Source organism: Leptospirales bacterium, from assembly GCA_019694655.1.
Taxonomy (GTDB): domain Bacteria; phylum Spirochaetota; class Leptospiria; order Leptospirales; family Leptonemataceae; genus SSF53.
In genome coordinates this window covers 162,701-179,585 of the sequence record JAIBBN010000004.1, presented here as the reverse complement: position 1 = coordinate 179,585, position 16,885 = coordinate 162,701, and the positions used below count along the sequence as shown (strand labels likewise).

Sequence of the window (16,885 nt, the reverse complement as noted above, 5' to 3'; positions counted from 1 at the left end):
CGTCACACTCTCTCAACTACAAAGGCCAGACGACGCAAGCGATCCCTCGCTCGTCCGTCCCTTGAAGCAGCGCGGGACCGGAGGCGCCTGCTGCTTGCTGCGTATCTATATCGGCGCCAGACGGGGGTCCGGATTACCGACTGACGGGAAGGAAACTATGCGCCCCGGCAGCGTAAATCAATTTTGGTCGGCAGCCCTCTGCTCATCTGGCATAGCTTCTATGCCTTCGCCCATCCGGTCCAGCGCGGCAGAGCGCATATTGTTTGCGCTCTCTTGCGCTGCGCGGCCGGCGGCCGCCTCGCCGCCGTCTGCGGCTGACATGGGCATCGGATTGGCGGGGATCGGCTGCGCCCCCCTCGGCTGCGCCGCGTCGTCCGCTCTGGTCCTTTCCGCGGGGAACAAGGGCGTCGAAGCCGCTTCTGCTGGCGCCTCCCGGTTGCCATTGGCGGCTGGCGTCCGCTGCGCCGGCGGCAGGTCCAGGGCCAGGAGTTCCTGCTCGGCCAGCCGACTGGTCAGAGAACCTGGGTCCCGCGCTTGCACCTCTACAAAAATGCGGCGGGCGCGTTCGGTTTCGCCCTGCCCGGCCAGCAAACGCCCGGCTTGAAGATAGGCGCGCGCCGCAGTCTCAGCGGCCGGCGCCTCGCGGTAGGCGCGCGCCAGCGCACTGACCGCTTGCTCGATATGACCTGCTTCGCTTTGCAAGCGCGCCAGCAATTGCAGTGCGCTTGCACGTCGCGGATGATCAGCGTGCAAATCGAGAAAATCCTGGAGAATTTCAATGGCGCGCGTCTGCATGCCGTCGTCGGCCAGTTCGCGCGCGTAGCCATAACTCTGCTCGCCTTCGCGCAGAATCTGTTCGCGGCGCAGACGGCGGACGCGCTCGCCCTGTGTCGGCAATTCCGCAGCGCCGGGCGACGAGTCGTTCTGGCCGCCTGACGCCGGGGTCGCTGGCGTACTCACATCTGCATTGGCGGCGGCATTCTGATTTTGAGCGGGAGCGTTTTGGGCCGCCAGCGGAATTGCCGGAGCGCCAAGCAGCAGAACAAGAAGCGAACCGTGAAATCTAGCCGGCAGCATGGCGCCGTTCCTGAGAAACGAAGCCATTGAACCACTCTTCGTCTTCAGCGCCAAGTCGCGCCTGGTTCAGGCCCAATTCACGAAAGTATTGCATCAGGATATATAGGTGCGCGCTTTCCTCGTCGGCTGGCGTCCAGTCATTGCGATCCTTGCCGTAGACGGCAAGGCCCTCGGCTTCAACGCTGGACAGAAATTCCGGCGGCTTGCCCAGAAAGACCTTATGCGCGGCAATTAGATCGAAACGCACAGTATCAATGATGCCGCTGAATTCCGTATCATTCAGGCCATGGTAGAGGCTGGCCAGCTCAGTCTGAAAGTAGTCGCCCCAGCTGACAATATCAGGGCCTACGCCAAAACGCTCCTGCAACTTGCGGAGCGCCTCTTCGCTCACGTAGCGGCTGGTAGCAATGCGATCGACGATTTCCCGCAGCCGAATCAGGTCGGCCAGCTTGCGACCGCTGAGCTGACCGCGAAGGGCCATGGCCGAAAGTTCAGGATTGAGACCGCGTATTTCCATAGCACAGAAATCGGCAGAAAGCGCAGCGGAGTTTGCATTTTTTCCCGCCGGAAGCAAATCGACCGCGGCGCATTGCAGCGCCGTCTGCCGGCCGGTGCGAACCCCGCCAAACGCCCGGCCTCAAAAATTGGAGGAATAGCCAAAGCCGTAGGTAGTTTCATCCTGCGCGATGTAGGCGCTTTGCGTTTCATCCCATTCCCAGGTACGCTGAAAGTTCACTTGAACCGCAAAGCCAGCAAACAGATTGAGACCAAGCTGAGCCGCCGCCAGCGATCGATCGTCAAACTCAAACGAATCGGCCAGTGCATCGTAGTCCTTCTTGGTGTAGTAGCCATTGAAGTAGAACAGCCAAAGACCAGGCAGGTAGATGCCGATAAAGATCTGCGAGTTGTCCGGACCATCATAGTCCTGGTAGTTGCCTTGAACGACCAGCGTGTGCAGCCAATCAAAGCGCAGGTCAATGAAGTAGCCCTTGACCCGCTCTCCGTCAGCGTCCAGCGACTGCAAGTACTTGAGCTTGGTAATACTCACGCCGGAGGCCGTCGGATCATAGACGGTGCGTTCAATAACGTGGAATTGGTCAAAGTAAGTTGGAATATAGTTGGCGCTGTGTTCGCGGTACTCCGGCTTGATGCTCAGGTTGATATCCAGCGGAAGTTTCAATTCAAAGTTGACCCCCGCGTGGATGCCTTCGCTGCCATCGAGGTCTTTGATCCGGATGCTGTCGGCGTAAGGCGTGAGGTCCATCCAGCGCAGCGGCGAAAGGCGAAACTCTGCGTCGTAGCCTTCGAAGGTCAGCGTCTCGACGCTCAGGCCGCGCGGTCGCAAGGTATCGGGATCAACCACCAGGTTTCCCGAACCGTCTGATTCGAGCGTCAATGGAGCATCGATATCACTGATGCGAAAGGCGCCAATGGCGATCCTGCTCCAGAAGGAGGCATCCCAGGCGTTCGAGTCGCTCTCGCTGCCTGCGGCTTCGTCCGCCGCCGCTGGCGCAACCTCGCGCACGCTGCGTTCCCCCGTGATCGGATCGATGACTTCTTCGTAGCGCGGTTGCGTCCCCGGGCTGCCGTTGGCCGGTCCAGCTCCGCCGTTTCCTCCCGGACCGCTGGCGCCGCCGGCCTGTGATCCGCTGCCATCGGGGTGATCAGGATCCACGCCGCGCGAACGCAAATCTTCACGCACCCGGCCATGTAAATGCTGCTGCAGTCGACCGCCGCGCCCCTGCTCCGGGATATGCTGCTGTAAGAAGTAGCCGCCGGTGCGCGCCAGCTCCGGATTGAGTTCCGGCATTGACTGCAACGCGATGGCCCGCGCCCGGCGCCCGGAATCGGCAAAAAGCAGATTGCGGGCCGAGATAAATATTCCAACCGGACGAATGTAGCCGCGATAACCGACCACCTCTTGTCGCCACACATCCGAGCTAAAATACTCGAGGCCGCCCCAGGTATTGTTGATATCAGCCATCAAACCGGCGCGAAAGACGGTAGCATCGTAGTTGTTTACGTATTGCGATATTACAGTGCGGTGACCAAGCCAGCCATCGGTCATCTTTCCGTAGAAAAAGGACCAGTTGAAACTATCATCAGGATCAAAATAGAGGTGCGTGCCGTAGCGGACGTACTGTATCAATTTGATATAGTCGTAAGCGTCATCAAAGGTCCCGGCGCGGATGCTTGGCGTCTTACCTTCTTCCTTTGGATCGCGATCTACAACCAGGACTTCCAGCGGTATCTGCAGCCCAATTGCAAAACCGCCCAGCGGGATTTCCAGAAAGGGGGAAACCTCCAGATAGTAATCGTTGTTCAGCTCTTTGAAGCCAGTACTGAAGCCAAAGCCGGTTCCCTCCAGGTTGGCGCCGGAGCCGTATCCTGCCGGCGTCCAGAGGTTTTGCAGGCTGGAGGTCTCCGCCCAAAGCGACTCCGCCGGGCCGATCAGCGCCAGGCCGGCGAACAGTATGAACGCCGCCCTCTGGCTGGCGCTCCAATTTCCTCTTCGAAATCGGGGCATGGCTGCGCGTATCGCTTTAGACGATCCATTTGTGGAAATTGTTCCGACTGGACCGCACTGTATACAGTATCGTATAACGCCTCGCTCCCCGCCATTTTGCAGCGGAAAGCCAATTCCCGGCGGGACAGTCGGGCGCTCAGCTACGCTTTCGGTTCTCGATCAATTCCTCGAGAAACATACGCGCCTCTGTGGGCGAGTCCTTAAACACAAAGAATTCATCCAGTTTGCTCATCTGGAATATCTTTTCGACGCTACCCTGCGTGTTGACCAGCACCATCAATCCGCCGCGATGCTTCATCCAGTTTGAGATCTGGATCATGGCGCCAATCCCCGATGAATCGATGTAGGAAAGATCGGTCAGATCAAAAATTACATAGCGATAGCCGCTGTCGATCTGGCTCTTGATTTCGCCTTTCAGATCTGGACAACGATAGAGATCCAGCTGCCCCGACAGCGGCAGCTCAAGCACGCGATCGTGAGTGGCGCCGCCAAAGAATACCTCGCCGCCGCCGCGAAGACTCAGTTCCGCTCCGCCGGCCATCATGTGCTTGCGCGCCAGATTCAAATTCTCCTCCAGATTGCGCTCCATCTCCTGCAGGCGACGAATCATCCGCTTCATCGTATCCGGTTCGACGCTGACATTTTCTTCAAGCCGGCGCGCCATTTGCGCCAGGATTTCCCGCGCCGCGGACAGGTCTTTCTCGCTGGCGATGCGCGAAGCCTCGATCATTGCGCGACCGGAGGCGGCCAGCAGCGACTCCAGTCGCACCTGGCGGTTGAAGCCGGTAGAGGCGCGAGCCTTAAAATTGACCATTGCCTCGGCGCTGAAGCGCTCCATCCGCGAGCCCTCCAGCATATTGTAGTAGGATGCCTCCGCGGCCACCAGCGGTCCGGACGCAGCCGAAGCCTGCGCTCCCTGCACTTCGAGAACCATAACAATATTGCGCAAGTCGTCGGAACGTAAGTCGCCCGGTCGAATTACGATGTCGCCCTGCTCATCCGTTGTATGCGGCGCGTCGTTGAGGATCTCCTTGACGGTGACCCCTGGCAAGGGCCGCAGGCGAATCTCGAGGCCCTGACCAAACAAGGCGGCGATATCGCCAAACTCTTTGAAGAATACTTCGTGCGCTTGCTCCGGACCTTCGATAAAGTAAAAGTTGCCGCCGCCGGCGCGGGCCACTTCGCGCAACAGGGACTCTGAAAAGTCGCGACCAAAGCCGATGGTGGTGGTGCTGATTCCGCGCTGGTAGTGATCCTCGGCGATGCGAACCAGCTCGGACTGGCTTACCACGCCGGTGTTGGCCATGCCATCTGTCAGCAAAATGACCCGACGGTAAGCGTTCTCAACCTCCGCCTCCTCGACCGAGCGCAAGGCCTGGAGCCAGCCGCCGCTGAGATTTGTGGAGGTGCCCACGCGGATGTTATCGAGTTTCTTGATAACGGAGAATTTGTCTGTCAGGGGAGTCAGGGGTTGGATCACTTCCACCTGGCTGTCGTATGCAATGACCGCCAGACTGTCGTGTCGCGTCAGCCAGTTGACCAGCGAGGCAGCCGCTTCGAGCGTTGCGCTGATCTTATCGCCATACATCGACTTGCTCTTGTCAATCGCCAGGCCAACAACCAGCGGCCGCCGATTGGGCGAATCGGAGACCGGCGGCGTTTCAATCTGCAACAACAGATGCGCCAAAGTCGTTTCTGTTGAAGATAGCTCTGGATACTCAATCAATGCGCGAAATTGCATGCCGCCCCTCCCCGTCGGGGTGCCGGGCGCGGGAGAGGCTATCAATAACTATTCCGCCGGCGAGAGGGGCTCTTCCAGGCTGTCGCGGGGCTCGTAGCCGCAGAATTCGACGGATAACGTCGTTGCATCCGGCCGCAGCGCCGATTCCCGAAATTGTGGCGCCTGCAGCATCCTGGTCAGGAAGGAACAGGCGCGAAAAGGATTCAGTCGCGGTCCCGGCGCAAGGTAGAGGCGTGCAATTGACAGGTAAGCCTCATCCGCTCCGGACAGCTGGCTGTAGTCCCGCACTGCTCGCAACAACAGCTCAGCGGCGGCGTCGGTGCGCTCATCTTCGCGCGCCAAACGTGCGCACAGCAGCAGGGCCCGCAGGGCCTCGTCCGCTTCCGGAAAGCGGAGCGCAAGCTCGGAGGCAAAGGCAAAGGCCTGAGCTCTTCGACCGGCGGCGGCCAGCGCCTGGGCGCCGGCCAGCCAGGCCCGCGGCAACAAACGGCGATCTTCCATGCTCAACGTCCGACTGCGCACGGCAGCCAGCGCTGCATCCTCCTCGCCCGCCCGCGCTTCAATGCGCAACAGTTCAATGCGCGAAAGGTCGGCGTACGGTCCGCCGCTCTGGATGGCGCTCTCCAGATAAGGACGGGCGCCTTCGGAGTCGTCCCGTAAGAGATAAATGTAAGCCAGCTCGTAGTTGACCCTTGCATTGTCGCCCGGCAAATCCGAAGGCGACTGCGCCGCCAGCGGCAGCAAACTCGCCGCAAGCAAAGCCAGCGTTGCGCTGAGTTTCACACTGCATCGCGCGGTCATCCCAGATTACTCCGGAAGAAAGGGAAGATCGTCCGTGTTGGCGCGGCCGCTTGCGCCGTTGCTGTCCTCTGCGGCAGAGGGCAACAACGCTGGCCTTGCGCCTGAAGTCGATGGCGTCGGCGTCGACCGGTCGCCGCTTCGCTCCAGGTTCGAGGGGCGAGCATCAGGCAGCGGTCGACGATCCTCGGGCAGGGGCAGCATTCCAGAAGAGACCGGCGGCGGTTCGACGCTGCGCCCCGGCGGCGGCATCACCGGACTCAATCGGTTTTCGCCGACAAAGGGCAAACTCTCATTACGGCCCTCCATTGCCTGCGGCGGCGCCGGCGCTTGCAATCGAGAATCCTCGCCGGCCAGATCGACGGCGCGCTGGTCTTCGTGTTCGTAGGGACTGCGGTAGGGCCGTTGCTCGGGAACCAGCTCATTCAGATCAGGAATATTCAGGTCGCCGGTGCGATGCAGGTTCTGCTCGCGCTCCACGCGCTCCCGAATTTCAGAAAGCGACAGGTCCTGGCCACGCTGCGGGGCGCTTTGACCGCCGCGATTCCAGGCAAAATAAGATACGACCACAGCGCCCAACAGCCACAGCAGCAGGGCGCCAAGTCGTATGATTTGCAGCGCTGCTGGCGGCAGTCCCGCCGTCAGGCGATCAAATAGCTCCAGCACTCGCTTCATGCCTGTAGTATCGCCCGCCTGACAGCATTGGGCAAGAGGATTTCAGTGCGGCGTGTGGGCTAACAGCAGGGCGCTGACCTCTGGAAAGCAGCTATAGGACATGTGGCTGGCGTCGTAAAACAGATTGCAGCGCATGGCGCCGGTCTCATTCAGATTGAGCGCTGCGCCGCCTGCGGCTTCAGTCATTTGCACGACGCGTCGCCAGACTGCGGCAATTGCCGGCTCGCCAGCGTAGGCCTTCTGCAGGTATGGATTGACCCGCGGCCAGAAGACTACTATCCGAGCCCCCGACTGACGGGCGCGACGCAATACTTTACTGAAATAGAAAAACTGTTCCTGGGACACAAGGAAATGGTTGAGGTACAGCTTCCGCAAGCGTTCTGATTCCTCGCGCAACTTCTTGTCGTCGGCCTGTCCAAACCAGTTGAATTGAGCGCCGTTTGCGCCATCGAGCCGAATGCGTTCAGGATTGGTCGCATAACAGTAGTCCTCCAGCGAGTCGCGCTGCGGACGAAAGACTGCATCAGCAAAAGCTGCGCGCTGGCTTTCTGGAATTTGCCAGCCTTGCATCAGCGCCCCGGCTTGCGCTTGCGCCACCAGCGGCGAATAGCGGGCTTCGCCCTGCAGCTCGCCGCGCAGACGTCGCACCAGCGCCCGAAAGGAGAAATTCATTCCTGGCAATGCAAAGCGACGACTGCTCTCATATACCTCGAGATCCGGCGCCGGAATTTCGCTGCGGTATTGATCCACAAATGTGGAATCTACGCCAAATTTCAAGACCGGGTCGCCGAAGAGGAAGCCATTGCGATTGAAGGCATCCGGCGACAATCCAAGCCAGAGAATCTCCGGCCGCAGCGGCCCCTGAAAGATGCGTTCCGCGAGGTAGGCATGGTAGGCTAGATTGGCCTGCGGACCGGCGAAGTTGTAGACGGACAGACGATGGTCGCCGGTCGCGTAGAGACTCCAATTGCTCACAGCAAAAGATCGCGAGTCGCCAAAAACCACGGCGACGCCAGCGCCTGCGGAGGGGCGCAGTTTTTCCGGCAGCGTTTCAAGCATACCCTGACGCTGACGGTAGTAGACCATGCCGCCGGGCTGCAAAAAGCAATCGCGCACCTCCGGCAGCAGGAATAGCTTATCCAGCAACAACAGCGCTGCCGAAAACATGAGAGGGTAGAGCAGATAGGGAGATCGTAAGTAGTCCATATTTTTAAAACTGAAAATAAAAGAAATCTTTTGGACCGCCGGCGAATTGCGTCAACAGCAACACTACCAGCAGGGCCGCTAGAGGCAGCAGCCAGCGACTGTAGCGGTCGACCCAGGCGAAACTCTCCGGCTTCTCTTCGATCCACTGAAAGAACAACACCGCCGCCAGCGATGCAAGGGCCTGCCCCAGGCCATCGACAGCGCTGGCCTTGATCCAGGCTGCCGGTTGGAACACCTGGGCGATGGCGCCTGCCGACCAGGCAAACTGCTTTCCAAAAAAGAACAACGAGCTGAGCAGCATGAATGCCCAGGTCGTTGCCAGGCGTAGAATCTTGCCTGGCCAGCGCGATGGCCATTCGGCAATGCCAGCGCGCTCCAGGGCATTTTCCAGGGCAATCATCGCCCCCATCGCTGCGCCCCAGGCAAGAAAGTTGTAGCTGGCGCCGTGCCACAAACCGCCGAGCAAGAAAGTAACAAAGAAGTTCAGATACAGTCGCCCCTGGCTGACGCGGCTCCCGCCCAGCGGGATATAGATATAATCGCGCAGCCAGCGCGAAAAAGTCAGGTGCCAGCGGCGCCAGAAATCGGAGACGGAACGCATCAGGAAGGGCGCCTTGAAATTGATTGGAATCTCAATGCCCATCAGGTAGCCAAAGCCGCGAGCCAGATCGGAGTAGGCGGAAAAATCGGCATACAGCATCGTCAGCGAACTCAGAGAAACCAGCAGGACATCAGGCGCTGACAGTCGGCCCGGTTCCCCGCTCAACGCCGGCCCCAGAAGTGTCAGCAGCTGGTCGGCAATGACTACTTTCTTTATGAGGCCGATAAAAATCAGCGCCAGCCCCCGGCGTACCATCGCCGCGTCCGGGCGAGGCGCCTGACCCTCCGCCAGGCTCTCAAGCTGCGGCAACAATTCGCTGCTGCGCATGATAGGTCCGGCGATCAATTGCGGAAAGTAGGTCTTGAAAAGCAGGACTTGCCAGAAGCTATGGCGGCGCTCATAGACGCCGCGGTAGATATCGATGCCATAGGCCATCACCTGAAAGGTGTAAAAGCTGATGGCCAGCGGCAGCAGTATCTCTTCGCCGCTGCTGCGCATTGCGGCGCGCAGGCTCTCCGCCTGCCAGCCGGGGATGAACAACAGTCGAGCCAGGATGTCCGCAAGAAAGTAGAAGTATTTGAAGAAGGCCAGATTCAATACATTGGCCGCCTGCAGTGCAAAGAAAATCCAGGCGCGGCGATAGATTCGCCATAGCTCCATGACGGCGTAGTTTACCGAAACGATGATCAGCAGGTGAACCAGAAAGGGACGGCTCCAGGTTGCATAAAAATACAAACTGGATAGAAGCAAGAGGCCAAAGCGCCAGCGCCCGGGCAGCAGCCAGTAGAGCGCAAAAACGGCCAGAAAGAAGAATAGAAATTCTTCAGTAACAAAGAGCATCTAGCGTGCAGGCTCGTTCCGGCAAGGCGCCCGTCAAGTCAGATGGCATCGATTGCCGCGTCAGTCCAGCGTCCTTCAGGAAGGCGAAGCTCTTCCAGCGAGAGATTGCCGACCGCGTAGCGGTAGAGATCCAAAACTGGCGCGCCCGCCGCTGCAAACATGCGACGGATCTGACGCTTGCGACCGCCATGCAGACTCAGACGAAAACGGCCATCCTCGCACAGCTCAACCTTTGCGGCCTGCAGCAGCTCGCCTTGATCGCGGACGCCATCGCGCAACTGCCGCAGCATTTGGGCCGGCGAAAGTCCGCGCGGCAGGGAGGCGCGCACCAGATAACGCTTTTCCACGCCTCCCGATGGATGCGCGCTACGCTGCAGCAGTTCGCCATCATTGGAAAAGAGCAGCAGCCCGCGGCTCTCGCGGTCCAGGCGGCCGCCGTAGGCCAAAGAGTGCAGGCTCTCGGGCAGCAAGAGATAGACGCTGCGATCGCCCCCCTGCGGCCGTCTGGAAACCACATAACCGGGCGGCTTGTTCAACGCGATCAACCGACTCTGTTGCGGCCAGGCGACAACCTGGCCATTGCACGATACGCGATCGCCAGTTTGTACACGCTGCTCCAGTCCGGAAACAACGCGATCATTGATTTGTATGCGACCTTCGCGCACCAAGCGCTCGACGCTGCGACGCGAACCGAGGCCCGCCGCAGCAAGGAAGCGGTTGATCCGCCAGTCCTTCATTCGCTCAGGGCGTGGTCGAAGCGGCCGGCGGGGCCGCAGCCGGCGCCGTCGACGTACCGGGACCAACCGGCAATCCATCTTCCCCGACAGCCTCTTCGTTTGGTTCCGGTGCATCCGGATCGATGAAGGCGCGGCGAAAGGAGATTTCGCGATCGTCGGCGCGGCCGGTCAAACGCAGCTCGCTGCCCAATTTGCGAATCGAAATTTCAGCGCCAACGCCGGATGGCGGATCGAGCAGCAGCAATTCTGGAGAATCGATTTTGTACTTGCCGCGCTGCATCTGCTCGCCCTGCCCGTAGGCGTAGGCGTACTCGCCTGTATTCCAGAGATAGAGGCGGCGCAGACCGGTTGAACCATCACGGCGCACCTCCCACCATTTTCCAACCAGACCTCGAATCAACAACTCATCAATGCCGCTGTCCGCGCCACGGCCGGCCGAATCGCCGATACTCAGGTTGGCGCCGTAGATCCATCCCTCCACGCCGTCTTCCAGACGAATTCGATACCAGTAGTCGTTGGCCTCGCCTATGGCCTGCTTCTGGCGCGTACGATTGAGGACCTGTACGCGAATGCCGCGCTTCAGAAATTCGATTTCCGACGAGCTGGTGACAGGATCGATGCGCAAGCTGGCCTTATCATTGACGACGTCAGCATGCAGGTTGGAAGCTTCATCCGGCGGCTGGTTGCCGCAGCCGGCCAGAGCGATCAAAAGAGACGCAGTGTAAGATGCAAGCTGGCGCGCAGGCAGGAGCCTCATCCCGCCAGCCTCCGCGACCGCAGCTCTGGATCAATAATTTACCGGGATGATGTTATCAATCTCGGCCTTGACTATGGCCTCGTCCAGGATGCCCTGAATCTGAGGCTCCGATTCGATCAGACGCGCGGCGCGCAGCGATTCGACGCTCTCACCCAGGCCCAATTCGCGCAGCGCCGCAGCTGCATGGTAGCGCACGTAGGTATCATCGCTTTTCAGTGCGGCAAGCAGGTTCATGAATAGCGGCGCCTGGCTCTTGTCAATGGTGAGGCCGCCATAGGAAAGACCAACTTTCACATAGGGATCCGATTCTTCGTTAAAACGTGCGTTGATTTCGGCCAGAGCGCGCTGGCTGCGCGAACGACCAAGGGCCGCCGCCGCCATGTAGCGTATCATGGGGATCTCATCCTTCAAGAATCCGGCAAGAGCCTGCACCGAATCTTCCGATCCAATGTTGCCAAGCGACAGGAAGATCTGACGCGTCAGGTTGAGGTAGTTGTAGTTCTGCAAGCGAAGACGATGGCCTTCATCGTTAACGTCCGGATCCATCGACTTGAAGCTGTCCGAAACGCTGTACATCATATCCGGGCTGTAGCCAAAGCTGAAGCCAGGCTGATTAAAGGGCGCCGGCCGGTCTGGAGAAAGATTCACCGTACCGACTAAGAATTCGTTGGCATTGGCCTGATGCAGTTGTTCGAGGCGCTGGCGCTCGCGCGTCTGGCGTTCCGTCGCCTGCTGGATCTGTTCGCCAACAATTTTGCGGCTGATTTCCAGGGCCTTGACCAGAGGGCCGACGCTGATTGGATGAGCGATTTCGCCCAGCGCCCAGGCCATGGCTGTTTTTACATATGGATCATTGATTGGAGTGCTGCGCTTGGCCGGATCATCCAGTTCACGCAGCAGTTCGTTGGCCAGCGGACGCACAAACTCATATTGACGGTGCGCACCAAGCAGCATAGCCGCGCGTGCGCGCTCCTCGGCGGAGCCGGTCTGCAGATTGCGCATCGCCTCGTCGTAGCGCGCCTGCCAGTAATTGCGGGCGTCATCGTCGGAACCGGCAACGAGCGCAGCGGGGGCCGCGCCGCTGAGGCATAGAACCAGGGCGACATAAATGCAAAGGCGGGCGCGGGTCATAGGATCAAAGCTCCTTTGGTACCACGGATCGGCCCGCGGCCCCCTCGCCCTTGAGGAGCAAGCAGAGAATATCGGTCGGAATCAAGCTTCGGCTGCTATTTTCTTTGAATTTCTTTGATGATCCGGGCCATTTCGTCCAGCTTTTCTGAAAGCTCTTCGACCCGACGGTTGCGCACATCGAGCAATTCGGAGCGCAGCACATCGCGGCCTTCGGCCGCGCTGCGCAGCATGCGCTCGCTGGCATTCTTGATCTGGGTCAAAACGCGGTCCAGGTAGGTGTTCTTTTCCGAGAGATTGATCTCCCCCTGTTCGACCATGCCCTGAACGATTTTCTCCAGGCGGTCAAGTGTCAGCTGGCCGATCCCGATTCCCCCCTCCACCAGCTGGCTGAAGAGCCGCGAAACATTACTGGAGACCTCGCGGATCAATGCGGTTAGAAGGAAGGTGCTGAATTCAAGGTTTTGCTGGTCGGTGCTGATCTTCAAAAATGTCTGGCCCAGCACCCGAGCAGTAATGTCCTCGCCGCTGATGTTGTCGACTACCCGCACCTCATTGCCTGCCTTGATCAGGTCGGCAACGTCATCCAGGGTGATGGTCTTGCTGGTCTCCGAGTCATAGAGCCTGCGGTTTGCGTATCGCTTGATGAGCTTCATGCCCGGTCCAGTGACCCCTTTAGCCCCCTTTATGCACCGCACAAGCAAAAAAGGCGAATATGCTGCGATGCCCCGCAAAGAGTCGGCAGCGCAGACCTGGCTGAACCGGAGCGCTGGATTGGGCGTCCAAAGGTTCATGCCTGCTAGGGCGCGCTCCCGCCGTCGTTTGCCAGGGCCGGGACTTGCGCGCCTGCTCTTCTGCCTGCTGACGATCTGTCTGCCAGCCAGCGCTCTGATGGCAGCGCCCAGGCTGTGGGATTGGGATGATCTTGAGCCCCGTACCTACCGGGGCAGCGAAAAGGAAGAGAAGATTGCCGTGGACATGTTGATTGTCCAGGCCGAGTCCTGGCCCGAACACTGGTCGCTCTCTGTTTTCTGGGGCCAGACGCGTTACACCAGGTATCCGGAATTTCGCTCCTTCTACTTCTGGCCCTTTTACGGTGCGCGCCACAGCCTGATCGATGATCGGCAATCGCACTTTGTCTTTCCCTTCTACTATTACAGAAGCGCCGCCGAGCAATCCTTCCTGATGACTCCGCTTGGATTTCGCTGGAGAGACCAGACGGAAACATGGAGCTATGTACTCCCGCTCTTCTACCATGTTCGGCGCGCTGAGGACAGCTACTGGGCGCTCTGGCCGATTCTTTTTCGAAGCTCGCGCCACGACGGCGCCTCCGGAAGTTTTACTCTATTCCCGTTGCTGCACCGTAGCGCCCGCGACGCGGATGGCTACGGTGCAACGATCACGCCGCTCTTCTACCACGAAGGAAGCGATACTCCGGAACGGAACTTCCTGCTGACTCCGCTGTTTGTGAGCGACTGGCGACCGGGGGAATTCAGCTTGTTGAGCTGGCTGTTCTACTACGATCGCCTGGATGCCAGCGATGAAAGCACGCTGGCATCGCCAGTGTTTTACCGCTACGCCCAGGGCGAGCAGCGCCGAACCAATTGGTACGGCCTGGTCTACTGGCGCGACGATCCGGCGGCGCATCAATCGAGCCAGGCGCTGCTGCCGCTTATTTACCACTCGATCAGCGAGCACCGATCGCAGTGGATCTTCTTACCCTTGCTTGGCTGGCGCACGCGGGAGAACGCCGATCTGCAACTGCACGATTTTGCGATGCTTTCACTGCTCGGCTACTACCGATCGCGGCAACGCGGAGATGTGCAATTGCAGCGCAGCATTGTAGCTCCTCTATTCTACTATGATCGCAGCGAAACGGAGCTGAGCTGGCTGGCGCCCCTGCTCTACTGGCACAGACGGGAGCGGGAGGACGATAAGTTACTGAGTTACTTCATGCTGCTGCACTACGGCGCCCACGAATCGCACCGGCAGAAGCATGGCTGGAATTCCGAGGCCGTTGTGCAGGCCAATCCTCTGTTCTATTATTCCGACTCGATCATTCAAAACGGCACGCAGCTACAATACCATACGCACTGGCACGCGCCGCTCTTGCCGCTGGTGTATCGAAGCGCTGACTCGGAGGAAGGAACCTCAACCGCCGCATTGCTTGCCCACTGGAAAACCAATCGCGATGGCGACCTTGAACGCCTCTGGTTGCTGCCGCTCTTTTACTACTCGCCAGGAAGCTACCTTTACTTTTTCCCGTTCTATTTTCAGCCGGACTCAAGTGATGACGCTCAACTGTCCTTCAGCCCCCTGCACTACTACTCGCGCGACGGCTCGCGGAGTTCCGTCTGGATCATAAACTACTACGATCTGCAGCGCCCGGCGGAAGGCGAAAGTTACGTCGGCTTTATTCCGTTCTACTTTGACTGGCAAACGCCGGAAAGTTCCGGGAATCTCTTGATTCCGCTGCGCTTGCGCTACGAAGACCGCAGCAAATTGGTCAATCTCTACGCCGTCGGCCTTGCTTTCTCGCAACAACTCAGTCTCCAGGAGGCGGCCGCTGCGCCGCCGGGCATGCAAGAGTTCAGCTACGACCAGGATATCAGCCTGCTCTACAACCTGTTTCGCCTCTCCTGGCGCACCAGCTTTCTCCGTCCGGCGGCGCCATCGAATGCATCGCAGTCGGCCGCCAACGCCGCCGATGGCCAGGCGGCCGTCCCGTCCGACGGCAGCGCCATCGAGGGCGTACAGTTTGAGGCGCCGGACTTTGAAACTGTTCAAACGTTGCCGGAGGATGCGCCGCCGCGCCGCTCTGCCTTCCGTCGTCAGGGAGACGAAGGCGGCGAACTCTCCGACGATCCCGGCTTCTCCCGCGAGGAGTCGCGCAACTTCTTCGGTCTCACCGCGCTCTTCGGTCTCATCGCCTACGAACGAGCCGACGACGAGCGTAGCTTTCGCGCAGCGCCGCTGTGGTGGTTTCGCTGGAGCGAAGCGAACGAGGATCAGGTCTCCTTCGTCTTTGGCGCCTACTTTTCTTACAGGGAAAAGGACCTCGAGTACTTTGCTTTGACGCCGCTTTTTCTGCCCATCTACGGTCGGCAACGCAGCGGCGATTCCTACGCCGAGGCCTATCTCGTAGCTCTTTACTGGAACGAGTATGATGCCGATGAGCAGCGCAGCGAAGGCACCATTTTGTGGCCGCTGATCAACTGGCATCATTCGCCGCAGGCCAGCGGATCGCGCTTTCTCCCGTTCTATTATTACAGGGAAGACAGGGAACAGGACTCCGCCTCCAGCTTATTTCTTTCGCCGTTGTATTTTCGCCAATCAGCGCGCGATGGCGGCTGGAGCCTCTTGCTGCCTCTCTTCTTTTACTCCTACCAGTACCGATCGCTGGACGACGCCACGGCAAGCAGAGACCAGGGAGAAGATGCCTGGCTGCTTGTGCCCGGACTTTACTGTTCCTGGGACGGAGGTCGCTTCCACTGGAACGGTTTGATCATTGCGGACTACGAAAGCGATCCGGATGGATCGCGCTTTGCGCTGTTGCCGCTGTTCAGCTGGCGCCGCGGAAAGGACGCCTATCTGTGGCTAGGCCCGTTCTATTTCGAGGGCGGCGACGACAAAGGTCAACACAGCCTATTTCCGTTGTATTCCTGGAACAGCCGCCGTGAAAGCGAACTCTACGAGAGCTCGCTTCTGACCCCGCTCTTCTACACGTCCGGGCGGGAGACGCCAACACAGAGCAGTCGCCAGACGATTTCCTGGCTCTACTACTCCAATCGCGAGACCACGCTTGATGCCAGCGGGCAGCAGTCGGAAGACTGGACCTTGCTTGTGCCCGGCTTCTATCTGGATTCGCGGCCGAAGAGCGTTAGCTGGAACGCGCTGCTGCTGGCCGACTATGAGTCGTCTGTCGACGGCGACCCTTCGGACTATCGTCGCTTTTTGCTCTTCCCGCTCTTTGGCGGCCGCAGCGGCGAAGACGGCTGGGCCTATGTTATCCCGGTATACTATGGCTGGAATGATGTTAGCAGGGAGACATCGCTGCATTTGATGCCGCTGTTCTGGACCTGGCGCGAACAGGATCGCTTCACCGCCTTCCTTGCGGGGCTCTACTTGCGCAACGAGCCGGGCTATTCGCGCCAGAATTTCCTGTACCTTTTTGATCGCGAGGCTCGGGCGAACTCGCTGGAATGGAGCCTGGCATTCCACTTTGTTTCCTACGAGGGCGATGATCGAAGCTCTGATTTTCGCCTGGGCTACGGCTTGCTGGCCGGATACCAGAGTGACATGGATCGAACACAAATGAATCTGCTATGGTGGCGCGAGATCTTCTCGCAACAACGACGAATGAGCAGCTTCGCGCCCTTCTGGCACTATGATCGCGACGGCGATTCGCTTGATTGGTTTCTGTTGCCGGCCTTGAGCGGCGGGAGCTACAGCCGCGATGAAGGCTGGACTGCTCTGGGCCTCGGCGCACTCTATTATCGCGGCTATGATGATCGCATTGCTCAATCCACAACGCATCTCTTGCTCGGCGCCGCCTACCTGCAAATTCAGGATCCAGAGAACGGCTATCGCAGTCGCGGATCTCTATGGGGGATTCTGTGGAACTACGAGGAAGAATCGGCCACAGATTTTCGCAAATTTTCGATACTCAAGTTTCTCTATTCGCGCACGCAATACCAGGGGCGCACCAGTCAACGCATCCTTGGAATAAAGATCAGCGAAGATTGATCGCACCAGGCAGGATGCTAAAAAGCATTTGCCGGAAAGCGCCGGTCGGAGC

General features: G+C 59.2%; 13 protein-coding genes. 1 reads left to right on the top strand and 12 read right to left on the bottom strand.

Annotated features, from left to right (window positions below):
• Nucleotides 1-177: 177 nt before the first annotated feature.
• The 12 genes from K1X75_08585 to K1X75_08530 form a co-directional block, all read right to left on the bottom strand.
• The gene (locus K1X75_08585) at nucleotides 178-1,077 is read right to left on the bottom strand and encodes a tetratricopeptide repeat protein (protein MBX7058112.1); all 900 of its coding nucleotides are present in this window, start codon (nucleotides 1,075-1,077) and stop codon (nucleotides 178-180) included.
• Nucleotides 1,064-1,594 (bottom strand): hypothetical protein, encoded by a 531-nt coding sequence (locus tag K1X75_08580; protein ID MBX7058111.1) that lies wholly within the window; start codon nucleotides 1,592-1,594, stop codon nucleotides 1,064-1,066. Before K1X75_08580 ends, K1X75_08585 begins: the two co-directional genes overlap by 14 nt.
• A gap of 120 nt (nucleotides 1,595-1,714) precedes the next feature.
• A complete protein-coding gene (locus K1X75_08575; protein MBX7058110.1) occupies nucleotides 1,715-3,604 on the bottom strand; it encodes a hypothetical protein in 1,890 nt (629 codons plus the stop codon).
• 136 nt (nucleotides 3,605-3,740) lie between these two features.
• Nucleotides 3,741-5,345, bottom strand: coding sequence for an anti-sigma factor antagonist (locus K1X75_08570; protein ID MBX7058109.1), 1,605 nt, complete (start codon nucleotides 5,343-5,345; stop codon nucleotides 3,741-3,743).
• Nucleotides 5,346-5,393: 48 nt separating this feature from the next.
• Nucleotides 5,394-6,128: a hypothetical protein gene (locus K1X75_08565; protein MBX7058108.1), complete on the bottom strand. Its 735-nt coding sequence runs from the start codon at nucleotides 6,126-6,128 to the stop codon at nucleotides 5,394-5,396.
• Nucleotides 6,129-6,152: 24 nt separating this feature from the next.
• Nucleotides 6,153-6,818, bottom strand: coding sequence for a hypothetical protein (locus K1X75_08560; GenBank protein ID MBX7058107.1), 666 nt, complete (start codon nucleotides 6,816-6,818; stop codon nucleotides 6,153-6,155).
• Between the two features lie 42 nt (nucleotides 6,819-6,860).
• On the bottom strand, nucleotides 6,861-8,024 hold the full coding sequence (locus K1X75_08555; GenBank protein ID MBX7058106.1) for a DUF1574 domain-containing protein: 1,164 nt from the start codon (nucleotides 8,022-8,024) through the stop codon (nucleotides 6,861-6,863).
• 4 nt (nucleotides 8,025-8,028) lie between these two features.
• The gene (locus tag K1X75_08550) at nucleotides 8,029-9,465 is read right to left on the bottom strand and encodes a hypothetical protein (protein ID MBX7058105.1); all 1,437 of its coding nucleotides are present in this window, start codon (nucleotides 9,463-9,465) and stop codon (nucleotides 8,029-8,031) included.
• Nucleotides 9,466-9,503: 38 nt separating this feature from the next.
• Nucleotides 9,504-10,202 (bottom strand): hypothetical protein, encoded by a 699-nt coding sequence (locus tag K1X75_08545; GenBank protein MBX7058104.1) that lies wholly within the window; start codon nucleotides 10,200-10,202, stop codon nucleotides 9,504-9,506.
• Between the two features lie 4 nt (nucleotides 10,203-10,206).
• On the bottom strand, nucleotides 10,207-10,959 hold the full coding sequence (locus tag K1X75_08540) for an SH3 domain-containing protein (protein ID MBX7058103.1): 753 nt from the start codon (nucleotides 10,957-10,959) through the stop codon (nucleotides 10,207-10,209).
• Nucleotides 10,960-10,989: 30 nt separating this feature from the next.
• Nucleotides 10,990-12,090 (bottom strand): HEAT repeat domain-containing protein, encoded by a 1,101-nt coding sequence (locus tag K1X75_08535; GenBank protein ID MBX7058102.1) that lies wholly within the window; start codon nucleotides 12,088-12,090, stop codon nucleotides 10,990-10,992.
• A gap of 95 nt (nucleotides 12,091-12,185) precedes the next feature.
• Nucleotides 12,186-12,743: a polyhydroxyalkanoate biosynthesis repressor PhaR gene (locus K1X75_08530; protein ID MBX7058101.1), complete on the bottom strand. Its 558-nt coding sequence runs from the start codon at nucleotides 12,741-12,743 to the stop codon at nucleotides 12,186-12,188.
• Nucleotides 12,744-12,879: 136 nt separating this feature from the next.
• Here K1X75_08530 and K1X75_08525 point away from each other — a divergent pair, with 136 nt between their 5' ends.
• Nucleotides 12,880-16,833, top strand: a complete 3,954-nt coding sequence (locus K1X75_08525; protein MBX7058100.1) for a hypothetical protein — start codon at nucleotides 12,880-12,882, stop codon at nucleotides 16,831-16,833.
• The last annotated feature ends 52 nt before the right edge of the window (nucleotides 16,834-16,885 follow it).